The following is a 12,414-nucleotide window of genomic DNA, read 5'->3' as shown; positions in this document are numbered from 1 at the left end:
GCGACGGGAAGGTGAACAGGACTGGAACGTTCCAGCAGTGAGCCGACGCGGGTCGCGGCAACCTCCCGGAGTCCCTCTCCGTGGGGCATCCTTGAGCAGTGACCCCGGCCGCAGCACGCAGACCCACCATCCTCGACGTCGCCGCCCGGGCCGGGGTCTCCAAGTCGGCCGTGTCCCTCGCGCTGCGCGGGAGCCCCGGGATCTCGGACGCCACCAGGGCGCGGATCCTCACCTGCGCGGAGGACCTCGGCTACCGGGGCAACCGCCTCGCCCGCGCGCTCGTCGAAGGTCGCAGCGCCCTCGTCGGGGTGGTCCTCAACGACCTGTCGAACCCGTACCACACGGAGATCGTGGCGGGCATCGAGGACGGCGCCACCGCCATGGGGGCCACCACCCTGCTCACGCACGGACAGCGCGACCCGCACCGGACCGTACTTCAGGTCGAGATGCTCCTCGGGCTCAACGTCGAGGGACTCGTGCTCGTCGGCTCACGCGTCCCCGTCGACGCGCTCGAGCGCCTGGGCCGCACGCTCCCGACCATCGTCGTCGGCCGCCTCGAGGCGCCGGTCCCGGGCGTCGACACCATCGCCAACGACGACGAGGCCGGGGCACGCAGCGCCGTCCACCACCTCGCGGCGCTCGGGCACGAGCACGTCGCCCACGTGAGCAGCTCGACGCGACCTGCCGCGCTCTCCCGTCGACGGGCGTACCTCGCCACGATGGACGACCTCGGCCTCGGGGACCGCGCCGTCGTCCACGCCCGCGACCGTCTGGACGGGACCGAGGAGGACCTCGACGAGGTCGCCCGCCGAGCGGTCGCCGACCCCCGCACCACCGCGGTCTTCGCGTCCAACGACGTCGCCGCGCTCGCCGTCCTGGACGCCGCGAGCGCCGCCGGCCGGTCCCTGCCGGGCGACCTGTCCGTCGTGGGCTACGACAACTCGACGATCTCGCGCATCGTGCGCCCCAGGCTCACGAGCGTCGACCAGCCGCGCCCGCTCATGGGCACGCTGGCGGCCGAGATGCTCGCCGAGCGACTCGCCGGTCGCACGACCGACCGGCACGAGGTGCTCCCGCCCACCCTGGTGGTGCGGGACTCGACGGCGCCACCCGCGGCACGCGTCGTGTGACGTGTGGTGCGTGGCGCGCCTCAGGCCCTCCCTGCCGCCGCCGGCATCGCCTGCCCCTCGGACGGCTGGACGACGACGAAGCCCGGGCCGTGGAACGCGTACTGGACGGCCTCGCCGGAGCCCCCGCGCAGCATGGACCGGACGTTCATGCTGTTGACGATCCCCGGGGCGAGGTTCGCGGACCAGCACACGGCCGCGTCGGTGTCGACGTACACGGGCTGCTGCGAGCAGTCGAGGATGAGGGGCGGCCCGTCGGAGGTCAGGGCGACGGTGCCGTGCCCGCCGATCACCGTGTTGAAGAGCCCGCCGCCGAGGATCCCCGCCCCCTTGGTGCGGTGGACGTCCCAGGAGAGGGCGGCGTCGAACGCGAGGACGGACCCGCCCCCCACGCTGATGCCCTCGCCCTCGAGGAGGATCGTGAAGACGGTGCTCGCGGCCCGCGCGAAGTAGACCTCACCCTGCCCGGCGACCCGCATGAGGGGCTGGTCCTCGGAGGTGACGACCCTCTTGACGAGCTTGGCCATGCTGCCGGCGCTCTCGTGGTTGAACGTGATGCTGCCCGTGTAGGCGACCATGACGCCCTTCGCGGCGAGGACGTCGGGGCCGAGCGCGACCTTGAGCATCTTGCTGCTCTGGAGGGTGTAGCGCTCGCCCGTGTGGACGGCGTTGTGGGCCTGGTTGAAGAGCTCGCTTCGCATGGGGTCGAGTATGGACCTCCGCGCCGCGTCACGGGGTCAGGCGCTGCTCACAGCTTGGTCACGGGCGCGAAGCGCAGGAGCAGGCGCTTGGTGCCGTCCCCGCCGAAGTCGATCTTCGCGACGGCCTTGGCCCCGACGCCCTCGACGCCGACGACGGTCCCGAGGCCGAAGGAGTCGTGGGTGACACGGTCCCCCACGGCGAGCGAGGGGACGTCCGCTCCGGCCTGCGCCGAGCCGGACCCGAAGCTGGGCGCGGGGGGCTCGGGCTGCTTCTTCCACGCCGGGACGCTGCTGCGCCCGCCGGCCCGGCCGCTGCCGATGGGGGTGCCGAAGTCGTCGTCGTCGGAGCGGCGACGTGCGGAGGACCCGTAGCCGCCCGACCCGTACCCTCCCGTGTACCCGCCGGGGCCCCGCAGGGTGGACATGCTCGACTCGCGGCGGCGCCAGTCCCAGAGCTCCTCGGGGATCTCGTCGAGGAACCGGCTGGGCGGGAACTCGTTGGGGGTGCCCCACGCGGACCGGACGGCCGATCGGGACACGTACAGGCGTTCCCGGGCGCGGGTGATCCCCACGTACGCGAGGCGCCGCTCCTCGGCGAGCTCCACCTCGTCGTGCATGGAGCGCATGTGCGGGAAGGTGCCGTCCTCCATACCGGAGAGGAACACCACGGGGAACTCCAGGCCCTTGGCGGTGTGCAGGGTCATGAGCGTCACGACCCCCGGGTCCACCACGGGCGTCCCCTCGTGGCCCGCGTCGTCGCTCGAGGGGATCTGGTCGGCGTCGGCGACGAGGGACACGCGCTCGAGGAAGTCGGCGAGCGTGCCCTCGGGGTCGCTCTCCTCGAACTCGCTCGCGACGGCGTGCAGCTCGGCGAGGTTCTCCACGCGCGAGCCGTCCTGCGGGTCGTCGCTGGCGCGGAGCTCGGCGAGGTAGCCCGTCCGGTCGAGGACCTCCCCGATGACCTCGGCCGGCCCTGCACCCTTCGCCGCGAGCTCGCGCAGCCCCGCCATGAGGTCCCGGAACGCCCGCAGAGGGTTGAGGGCTCGCGCGGTGAGCCCAGGGATGTCGTCCACGCGGGTGAGGGCCTCCCCGAAGGAGGTGCGGTCGCGCTCGGCCTGGGCGACGACCATCGACTCGGCCCGGTCCCCGAGTCCGCGCTTGGGGACGTTGAGGATGCGTCGGAGGTTCACGTCGTCGTCGGGGTTGTCGACGGCACGCAGGTACGCGATGACGTCCTTGACCTCGCGGCGCTCGTAGAAGCGCGTCCCGCCGACCACCTTGTAGGGCAGGCCCACGCGGATGAGGACCTCCTCGAGAGCACGCGACTGGGCGTTGGTCCGGTAGAAGATGGCGACGTCCCCCGGACGCACCTTCTCCGTGTCGCCGAGGCGGTCGATCTCCTGGGCGATGAACCGGGCCTCCTCGTGCTCGTTGTCGGCGACGTACCCGACGATCTGCGCACCGGCCCCCGAGTCCGTCCACAGACGCTTGGGCTTGCGGTCGGTGTTCCGCGAGATCACGGCGTTGGCCGCGGAGAGGATGTTCTGGGTGGAACGGTAGTTCTGCTCGAGGAGGATGGTGCGCGCGTCCGGGTAGTCGGCCTCGAACTCGAGGATGTTGCGGATCGTCGCGCCGCGGAAGGCGTAGATCGACTGGTCGGCGTCACCGACGACGGTGAGCTCCCCCGGGGCGATCGGGGCGACCGCCTGCGGCGCGTCGCCCGTCGCACCGGACTCGCCGGTCGAGGCGGGCACGACTCCTGCGAGCTCACGGACGAGGACGTACTGGGCGTGGTTGGTGTCCTGGTACTCGTCCACGAGCACGTGGCGGAAGCGCCGCCGGTAGTGCTCCGAGACCGCGGGGTGCTCCTGGAGGAGCCGGACGGTCGTCATGATGAGGTCGTCGAAGTCCAGGGCGTGCGCCTGCTGCAGGCGCGCCTGGTACCGCGAGTACACGTCGGAGAGCACCTGGTCGAACTCCGCCGCGGTGGACCCGGCGGCGTCGGACGCCCCGGACTCCTGGGCGTACCGCGCCGGGTCGACGAGCTCGTCCTTGAGCGCGGAGATCTTGTGGCTCAGCTGCTTGGCCGGGTACTTCTTGGGGTCGAGGTCGAGCTCCCGCAGGACCATCGTCAGCAGGCGCTGGGAGTCCGCCGAGTCGTAGATCGAGAAGCTCTGGCGAAGTCCCAGGGCCGCGGCCTCGCGGCGCAGGATGCGCACGCACGCGGAGTGGAACGTCGACACCCACATGCGGCCCGCAGAAGGACCCACGAGCGCCGCGACGCGCTCGCGCATCTCGGCCGCCGCCTTGTTCGTGAAGGTGATGGCGAGGATCTCGCCGGGCCGGGCGCGGCCCGTCGCGAGGAGGTGCGCGATGCGGTGGGTGAGGACCCTGGTCTTGCCGGACCCGGCACCGGCGACGATGAGGAGCGGCCCGCCGCCGTGGACGACGGCCGCGCGCTGCTCCGTGTTGAGCCCGTCGAGGAGCGCGTCGGCGCGCTTCCGGGACTCCTCGCCGCGGTGGGTCGCGTCGGCCTCCCACGCCGCGGTTCGCTCGGCGGACAGCCGGGCGGACGCGGGGGCGTCGTCCGCCCGGCTGTGGTCGGAGGGTGCGGGCGCACCGGACGAGGACGCGGCGGGTCCGTCGAAGCCGGGGAGGTGGTCGAAGAGGGAAGTCATAGCGCGACAAGCCTAAGTCCCGTCACCGACAGGACGGGCCCCGGGCGCCCGCCCCGACCGGCCACGGCACGGAGGGGCGGGCGCCACCGGTCAGCCGGAGAAGGCGCTCACCGCGGTCTGCAGCGACCGCGACGACTCGGCGAGGTCGCGGGCCGCGGCGCGCACCGTGTCGATCTCCGCGGAGGCCGCACGGGTCGAACCCTCGACGTCGGCGAGCGTCGACGCGATGCTCCGGCCACCGTCGGCCACGGTCCCCACGGTGCGCGCCATGGCGCTCGTGGTCGCCGTCTGCTCCTCGACCGCACCGGCGATGGTCACCTGGTAGTCGTTGATCTGTCCGATGATGCTCGCGATCTGCGAGATCTCCCCGGCGGCCTGCTCGACGGCCGCCTGGATCGAGGCGACCTGCTCCGAGATGCCCCCCGTGGCCCGGGCGGTCTCCTGGGCGAGGTCCTTGACCTCGCTCGCGACGACGGCGAAGCCCTTCCCGGCGTCACCCGCACGCGCGGCCTCGATGGTGGCGTTCAGGGCGAGGAGGTTCGTCTGCTCCGCGATGGACGTGATGACCTTGACGACGCTGCCGATCTCCGCGGACGACTCGCCGAGCGTCCGCACGGTCCGGTTGGTCGTGTCTGCGGCCCGGACGGCGTCGGCAGCGATCCGGGCGACGGCCGTCGTGTTCTGGGCGATCTCCGAGATGGACGCCCCCATCTCGTGGGCACCCGCGGCGACCGCGTCGATCCCGGTGCTCACCTCGGCCGCGGCGCCCGCGACCTCGACGGTGCGGCTCGCGGCGGCGCTCGTGGTGCGGGCGATGCCGTCCCCGCTGTCGATGAGGCGCGCCGCGGCGGTGTCGAGCTGTCGCGCGATCCCCTGCACCTCGGCGGCGACGGCGGACGAGCGGTCGAGCGTCGCGTTGAGCGAGACCGCGAGGTGCTCGAGCTCGGAGCGACCACGCCCCTCGTCGAGGCGGACGGTGATGTCGCCGGAGGCGAGGACCTCGGCCGCCCGGCGGATGGGCGTGACGATGGACCGTGCGACGAGGACGCACGCGACCGTGCTCACCGCGAGGACGGCACCTGCCGCGAGGAGGAGGCGGCCGGCGTCGGCCAGCGCCGCGGACCGCACGTCGTCGACGTACACGCCGGACCCGAGGACCCAGCCCCACGGCTCGTAGCCGGTGACGTAGGAGACCTTGGGCTGCGGCGCATCAGCCCCCGGCTTGGGCCACTGGTACTCGACGAAGCCTGCACCGTCGGCCTTGACGACGTCGACCATCTCGACGAAGAGGAGCTTGCCGTCGGGGTCGGCGTTCTTCGACAGGTCGGTGCCGTCGAGCTCGGGCTTCATGGGGTGCATGACCATGGTGGGGGTCATGTCGTTGATCCAGAAGTACTCGTCACCCGAGTAGCGGAGCTCCTTGACGGCGGCGACGGCCGCGGCCTTCGCCTCGTCCTCGGTGAGGCGCCCGGCCTCGGCCTCCGCCCCGAAGTGGGCGATGACGCCCGATGCGGTCTCGACGACGGTCCGGGTGGCGTCCTTGCGCTCGGACATGATGCGTTCGCGCACCACGAGGGAGCCGACGAGCGCGAGGACCCCCATGCCGATGGCGGACAGGACGAGCATGACCACGAGCCTGCTCGTGACGGACGTGGAGCTCAGGCGTGACGACATCGGCACTCACAGACGATCGAAGGGACCTTTGACCCATTCATCGACCGACGGTAGGTGAACGTGAGGAGACTGCGCCGTCCGCCCTAGGTGAAGAACAGGCCGATCACCCAGGCGCCGGTGGCGACGAGGGCCCCGGCGAGCTCGACGAGGATGGTGATGCCCGTCGCCGCGAGGGCGACCTTCGTGGAGACCCACGCGAGGCGCTGGTCCCGGCGGCGCAGGTACTCGGCGAGGTAGACGCCGGCCACGAAGCCGATCGGCAGGCCGACGACCGGGATGGCGAAGAACCCGACGACGCCGAGGACGCCACCGACGAGGAGGGTGCGGTTGGGGACGTCGGCCCGCTTGAGGTGCCGACCGGCGAGGACGTACTTGACGACGGCCGCGACGACGACGGCGACCACGGACACGACGAGGACGGTCCAGGCGACGGCCCCGCCGGTCATCACGGCCCAGACGCCGACGGCGGCGAGGACGATGATGCTCCCGGGGATGATCTGGGTGACGGCCCCGAAGAGACCGACGAGGATCGCGAGGCCGACGAGGACCTCTCCTGCGGCGGGCACCTAGACCACGACCGCGACGACGACGTTCGCGAGCACGAGGGCCCCGACACCGTGGCGGACCGCGGGCGCGCGGACGTCGCGTGCGGTGGCCAGGTAGGTGAGGACGGCCACGGCGAGGGCGACGACGAGCTTCACGGCGATCTTCACGTGGTCGAGGTCCCAGCCGAGGGGCCCCTCGGCGAGGCCGACCATGAGCAGCCCGGTGACGAGCGCGGTGAGCGCACCGTGGAAGGTCCCTCGGTAGAGGGTCGGTTCGCGGAGGCTGGCGACGTACCCGCCGAGGACGATCGCCCAGCCGACGAGGTGCAGGACGAGGACGACGTCGTAGAGGAGATCCATGGGGTGATCGTAGGTTTCGAGGGTACGGGGCACAAAGGTGACCCTCGAGATCGGGACATCACACCCAGATCGTCGCGGGATACCGGATGCTGGAATGCCGTCTCGCTCCTCGGACGGTATCGACAGCGCTCCTCGGACGACGTACCTTCGTCACCATGACCACGGTTTGGAGCGCCCCCGATGTGACGATGCGTCACATCGCGACGGCGTGCGCTCCCAGCAGCACCTGTCGCTGTTGTTGACCCGCGCCTGACGCGGCCAGGGCGAGGACGCCCGGCCACACCCACCAGACCAGCGCGCGGACGACCAGCCGCACGGCCCTGGGTCACCCCTGCCGCGCTGGTCCCGCGCACACCACCGCACCGCGAGGACAAGCCACACCATGACTCCCTCCAGCGCTCCCTCGGACGCGCCCACCGCTACGGCCCCCACCTCCGGACCCGCTCCCCGAACCGCCCGCCCGGCACGAGCCGCCCGGCCCAACGGACAGTGGAAGGTCGACGGCACCGCTCCCCTGAACGCCAACGAGACCTGGAAGCAGGAGGACGGCGGCCTCAGCGTCCGCGAGCGCATCGAGACGATCTACTCCAAGGAGGGTTTCGACTCGATCACCGGGGACGACCTCCACGGCCGGTTCCGCTGGTGGGGCCTCTACACGCAGCGCAAGCCGGGGATCGACGGCGGCAAGACCGCGACGCTCGAGCCGCACGAGCTCGAGGACCGGTACTTCATGCTCCGCGTGCGCATCGACGGCGGTGGGCTCACCACCGAGCAGCTGCGCGTCATCGCCGAGATCTCCACGGAGTTCGGCCGTGACACGGCCGACATCACGGACCGCCAGAACATCCAGCTCCACTGGATCGAGGTGGAGGCCGTCCCCGAGATCTGGCGCCGGCTCGAGGCCGTCGGGCTGCAGACGACCGAGGCGTGCGGCGACGTGCCCCGCGTGGTCCTCGGGAGCCCGGTCGCCGGGATCGCCAAGGACGAGCTCATCGACCCCCGCCCGGTCATCGAGGAGATCACGCGCCGGTACATCGGCATCCCCGAGCTCGCGAACCTCCCCCGCAAGTTCAAGACGGCCATCACCGGCCACCCCAGCCAGGACGTCGTCCACGAGATCAACGACGTCGCGTTCGTCGCGCTCGAGCACCCCGAGCTCGGCATCGGCTACGACCTCTGGGTCGCCGGTGGTCTGAGCGCGAACCCGCGCCTCGGAGAGCGTCTCGGCGCCTTCGTCACCGAGGAGCAGGCGCCCGACGTGTGGCACGGCGTGGTCCAGATCTTCCGCGACTACGGCTACCGCCGACTGCGCAACAAGGCCCGCCTGAAGTTCCTCCTCGCCGACTGGGGCACCGAGAAGTTCCGGCAGATCCTCGAGGACGAGTACCTCGGCTACAAGCTCCCTGACGGCCCTCCCGCTCCCAAGCCGCCGTCCCCCGGCGACCACGTCGGCGTGCACGAGCAGCGTGACGGCAAGTTCTACGTCGGCGCGGCGCCGTACGTCGGCCGCGTCTCCGGGACGATCCTCTCGGGCGTCGCGGACCTCGCCGAGTCGGTGGGGTCCCAGCGGGTACGCCTCACCCCGCACCAGAAGCTCCTCGTGCTGGACGTCCCGCCGGCCGACGTCCCGACCGTCGTCACGGGGCTGCGCGCGCTGAGCCTCGAGGCGGAGCCCAGCGCCTTCCGCCGGAACACCATCGCGTGCACCGGCATCGAGTTCTGCAAGCTCGCCATCGTGGACACCAAGGACACGGCGACCGCGACGATCGACTCCCTCGAGGAGCGGCTCGGCGACATGTCCGGCCTCAAGCCGATCACGCTGCACGTCAACGGCTGCCCCAACTCGTGCGCCCGCATCCAGACGGCGGACATCGGCCTCAAGGGTCAGCTCGTGACGAACGACGCCGGCGAGCAGGAGCCCGGGTTCCAGGTGCACCTCGGAGGCGGGCTCGCCAACCAGGACCGCGAGCTCGCGGGCATGGGCCGCACCGTCCGCGGCCTCAAGGTCACGGCTGCGGACCTCACCGACTACGTGGAGCGCGTCGTGCGCCGCTACGAGGCGGACCGCACCGACGAGGAGACCTTCGCGGAGTGGTCCCACCGGGCCGACGAGGAGGCGCTCTCGTGACCGACCCCCTGTCCGCCCTGCGCGACGCCGCCCGCGCCCGCACCCTCGAGCGCACCTCGGCCCGGGCCGCGCACGCCACCGCCCGGGCGGAGCGCGCACGGCCCCACCGCACGCCCGACGAGCTCCGCGAGGTCGTCGCCCGGGGTGTCGCCGAGCTCGCCGGGTCGGGGATCGGCGCACCCGACGAGGCGACCGCCGACGAGGTCGTCGCCTGGGCCGCACGGGAGTTCGGCGACTCCATGGCCGTCGCCTGCTCCATGGCCGACGCGGTGCTCCCCCACCTCGTCGCACGCCACTCCCCCTGGGTGGACGTCCTCTTCCTCGAGACCGGGTACCACTTCGCCGAGACCGTGGGCACCCGCGACGCCGTCGAGCAGCAGATGGACGTGACCGTCGTCGACGTGCTGCCGCGGCTCACCGTCCCCGAGCAGGACGCGGCCCACGGCAAGGACCTCTGGGCGCGCGACCCCGGGGCGTGCTGCGCCGTGCGCAAGGTCGAGCCCCTCCACCGCACCCTTCAGGGGTACGAGGTGTGGGTCACCGGCGTCCGCCGCGACGAGGCCCCCACCCGCGCGCAGACCCCGCTCGTGACGTGGGACGAGAAGAACGGCCTCGTGAAGATCAACCCCTTCGCGGCGTGGACGTTCGACGACCTCCTCGCCTACGCCACGGAGCACCAGGTGATCCTCAACCCCCTGCTCACGGACGGCTACCCGTCCATCGGCTGCGCGCCCTGCACCCGGCGCGTCGCCCCTGGAGAAGACCCCCGTTCCGGCCGCTGGGCCGGACTCGACAAGACCGAATGCGGGTTGCACGTATGACGATCACCGACACCGACGGACCCGGGACCACCGTGGACGCCACGACACCTCCTGCCACCCCGCCCACCGAGGCCACCGCGGCTGTCGCCCACGTGCGACGGCTCAGCCAGCTCGAGTCCCTCGAGAGCGAGGCCGTGCACATCATCCGCGAGGTCGTCGCGGAGTTCGAGCGCCCCGTCCTGCTGTTCAGCGGGGGCAAGGACTCCGTGGTGATGCTCCACCTCGCCGCGAAGGCCTTCTGGCCCGCGCCGGTGCCCTTCCCCGTCATGCACGTCGACACCGGGCACAACTTCCCCGAGGTCCTCGCCTACCGCGACGCGACCGTCGAGCGCCTCGGGCTGCGGCTCGTCGTCGTGCGCGTCCAGGACTACCTCGACGACGGGCGCCTCTCCGAGCGCCCGGACGGCACCCGCAACCCCCTGCAGACGCAGCCGCTGCTCGACGGCATCGTGCAGAACAGGTTCGACGCCGTCTTCGGCGGCGGCCGACGCGACGAGGAGAAGGCCCGCGCCAAGGAACGCGTCCTGTCCCTGCGCGACGAGTTCGGGCAGTGGGACCCGCGCAACCAGCGCCCCGAGCTGTGGAACCTGTACAACGGTCGCCACCGTGCCGGCGAGCACGTCCGCGCGTTCCCGCTGTCCAACTGGACCGAGCTCGACATCTGGCGCTACGTGGAGCGCGAGGGCATCGAGCTCCCCGAGCTCTACTACGCCCACGAGCGCGAGGTCTTCGAGCGTGACGGCATGCTCCTCGCCGTCGGCCCGTACTCGACCCCCCGGGACACCGAGACCGTCGAGACCCGCCAGGTGCGCTACCGCACCGTCGGCGACATGTCCTGCACCGGTGCCGTCGAGTCCGACGCCACCGACGTCGCCGCAGTCATCACCGAGGTCGCCGCGACCCGGGTCACGGAGCGGGGCGCCACCCGCGCCGACGACCGCATCTCCGAGGCCGCGATGGAAGACCGCAAGAAAGAGGGCTACTTCTGATGGGCACCCAGACGACAGGCACCGAGAGCACGCTCCTGCGCCTCGCCACGGCGGGCTCCGTCGACGACGGGAAGTCCACCCTCGTCGGGCGCCTGCTGTTCGACTCGAAGTCGGTCCTCGCCGACCAGCTCGACGCAGTCGAGCGGGTCAGCCGCGACCGGGGCCTGACCACCACGGACCTCGCGCTCCTCACCGACGGGCTGCGCGCCGAGCGTGAGCAGGGCATCACCATCGACGTGGCGTACCGGTACTTCGCCACGGCGCGCCGGTCCTTCATCCTCGCCGACTGCCCCGGCCACGTGCAGTACACCCGGAACACGGTCACGGGTGCCTCGACCGCCGACGTCGTGGTCCTCCTCATCGACGCCCGCAAGGGCCTCCTCGAGCAGACCCGCCGCCACCTCGCGGTCGCGAGCCTCCTTCGCGTCGCGCACGTCGTGGTCGCGGTGAACAAGATCGACCTCGTCGACTACTCGGAGGACCGGTACCTCGAGCTCGCGGAGCAGATCAGCACCGCCGGCGCGGACCTCGGGGTCGCCGACCTGCGCACCATCCCCGTGTCGGCGCTCGAGGGGGCCAACGTCGTCGACCGGTCCGAGAGGACGCCCTGGTACGACGGTCCGAGCCTCCTTGAGCTCCTCGAGGAGCTCCCGCAGGCCGACGAGCCGAGCGACGAGTCGTTCCGCTTCCCCGTGCAGACGGTCATCCGCCCGCAGAGGGCGGCACGCGAGGAGCGCTACCGCGACTACCGCGGCTACGCGGGGCAGATCGCCGCGGGCGTCGTCCGCGTCGGCGACCCGGTCGTGGTCCTCCCCTCGGGGCGCCGATCGACGGTCGAGGGCATCGACACCGCCGACGGCCCCCTCGACGAGGCGTTCGCCCCCCAGTCGGTGACGCTGCGGCTCGCCGACGAGATCGACATCACCCGCGGCGACCTCGTGGCGAGCGCGTCCGACGCGCCCACCCCCACGCAGGACGTGGAGGGCACCGTCGCCTGGCTCGCCGAGCGACCGCTCCTCCCCGGCAGCCGCGTGCTCCTCAAGCACACGACCCGCACCGTGCAGGCCGTGGTCCGCGACGTCGTGGGACGCCTCGACCTCGACAGCGCGTCCCTCGAGCCCGCGGAACGGCTCGAGCTCAACGACATCGGCCGCGTCACCCTGCGTCTCGCGTCCCCGATCGCCGCCGAGGAGTACCTCGTGTCCCGACGCACGGGCGCGTTCCTCCTCATCGACCCCTCGAGCGGCGGAACCCTCGCCGCCGGCATGGTCGGCGACGCCCTGGCCGCCGTCCGATGTCCTCAGGAGCGGCCCGCCCAGTACGCCATCTGACCGGCGCGACCGGTGGCGGGGCCGCCCAGCCCGACCCCGCCACCGACCCGCACGAGAAGA

10 protein-coding genes are annotated in these 12,414 nt (G+C 72.2%); 5 read left to right on the top strand and 5 right to left on the bottom strand.

Going from position 1 to position 12,414, the window contains the following annotated elements; translation table 11 throughout:
- Positions 1 to 98 precede the first annotated feature (98 nt).
- Entirely contained in the window at positions 99 to 1,130 is a 1,032-nt protein-coding gene (locus JAV76_RS03835) for a LacI family DNA-binding transcriptional regulator (protein ID WP_198732679.1), read from the top strand.
- 20 nt (positions 1,131 to 1,150) lie between these two features.
- On the opposite strand, the gene JAV76_RS03830 is transcribed toward JAV76_RS03835, so the two are convergent.
- From JAV76_RS03830 to JAV76_RS03810, 5 genes are all read right to left on the bottom strand, one after another.
- A complete protein-coding gene (locus tag JAV76_RS03830; protein WP_198732678.1) occupies positions 1,151 to 1,828 on the bottom strand; it encodes an AIM24 family protein in 678 nt (225 codons plus the stop codon).
- A gap of 47 nt (positions 1,829 to 1,875) precedes the next feature.
- Complete coding sequence (gene pcrA, locus JAV76_RS03825; protein WP_198732677.1) at positions 1,876 to 4,506, bottom strand: DNA helicase PcrA; 2,631 nt, start codon at positions 4,504 to 4,506, stop codon at positions 1,876 to 1,878.
- Between the two features lie 90 nt (positions 4,507 to 4,596).
- Entirely contained in the window at positions 4,597 to 6,180 is a 1,584-nt protein-coding gene (locus JAV76_RS03820) for a methyl-accepting chemotaxis protein (protein WP_198732758.1), read from the bottom strand.
- A gap of 83 nt (positions 6,181 to 6,263) precedes the next feature.
- Positions 6,264 to 6,746, bottom strand: coding sequence for a DUF456 domain-containing protein (locus JAV76_RS03815; RefSeq protein ID WP_198732676.1), 483 nt, complete (start codon positions 6,744 to 6,746; stop codon positions 6,264 to 6,266).
- Positions 6,747 to 7,085, bottom strand: a complete 339-nt coding sequence (locus JAV76_RS03810) for a hypothetical protein (protein WP_198732675.1) — start codon at positions 7,083 to 7,085, stop codon at positions 6,747 to 6,749.
- 382 nt (positions 7,086 to 7,467) lie between these two features.
- On the opposite strand from JAV76_RS03810, the gene JAV76_RS03805 reads away from it, so the two are divergent.
- From JAV76_RS03805 to JAV76_RS03790, 4 genes are read left to right on the top strand one after another with little or no spacing between them, the layout of a single operon-like run.
- The gene (locus JAV76_RS03805) at positions 7,468 to 9,213 is read left to right on the top strand and encodes a nitrite/sulfite reductase (RefSeq protein ID WP_198732674.1); all 1,746 of its coding nucleotides are present in this window, start codon (positions 7,468 to 7,470) and stop codon (positions 9,211 to 9,213) included.
- The gene (locus JAV76_RS03800) at positions 9,210 to 10,034 is read left to right on the top strand and encodes a phosphoadenylyl-sulfate reductase (protein ID WP_307843973.1); all 825 of its coding nucleotides are present in this window, start codon (positions 9,210 to 9,212) and stop codon (positions 10,032 to 10,034) included. Before JAV76_RS03805 ends, JAV76_RS03800 begins: the two co-directional genes overlap by 4 nt.
- Positions 10,031 to 11,023 carry a sulfate adenylyltransferase subunit CysD gene (gene cysD, locus JAV76_RS03795; protein ID WP_198732673.1) on the top strand — a complete coding sequence of 331 codons (993 nt, stop codon included), beginning with the start codon at positions 10,031 to 10,033 and terminating at the stop codon, positions 11,021 to 11,023. Before JAV76_RS03800 ends, cysD begins: the two co-directional genes overlap by 4 nt.
- Complete coding sequence (locus JAV76_RS03790; protein WP_198732672.1) at positions 11,023 to 12,354, top strand: sulfate adenylyltransferase subunit 1; 1,332 nt, start codon at positions 11,023 to 11,025, stop codon at positions 12,352 to 12,354. Before cysD ends, JAV76_RS03790 begins: the two co-directional genes overlap by 1 nt.
- The last annotated feature ends 60 nt before the right edge of the window (positions 12,355 to 12,414 follow it).

The sequence above is a fragment of the Sanguibacter suaedae genome (assembly GCF_016342785.1).
Classification (GTDB): Bacteria; Actinomycetota; Actinomycetes; order Actinomycetales; family Cellulomonadaceae; genus Sanguibacter; species Sanguibacter suaedae.
Note: the sequence above shows the minus strand (reverse complement) of the source record. Positions and strands in the feature narration are given on the sequence as shown.

Bases quoted from the DNA above. Each gene is read 5' to 3' on its own strand.
- JAV76_RS03830 (WP_198732678.1), bottom strand. From the start codon at position 1,828: ATGCGAAGCGAGCTCTTCAACCAGGCCCACAACGCCGTCCACACGGGC.
- pcrA (WP_198732677.1), bottom strand. From the start codon at position 4,506: ATGACTTCCCTCTTCGACCACCTCCCCGGCTTCGACGGACCCGCCGCG.
- JAV76_RS03820 (WP_198732758.1), bottom strand. From the start codon at position 6,180: ATGTCGTCACGCCTGAGCTCCACGTCCGTCACGAGCAGGCTCGTGGTC.
- JAV76_RS03810 (WP_198732675.1), bottom strand. From the start codon at position 7,085: ATGGATCTCCTCTACGACGTCGTCCTCGTCCTGCACCTCGTCGGCTGG.
- JAV76_RS03805 (WP_198732674.1), top strand. From the start codon at position 7,468: ATGACTCCCTCCAGCGCTCCCTCGGACGCGCCCACCGCTACGGCCCCC.
- cysD (WP_198732673.1), top strand. From the start codon at position 10,031: ATGACGATCACCGACACCGACGGACCCGGGACCACCGTGGACGCCACG.
- JAV76_RS03790 (WP_198732672.1), top strand. From the start codon at position 11,023: ATGGGCACCCAGACGACAGGCACCGAGAGCACGCTCCTGCGCCTCGCC.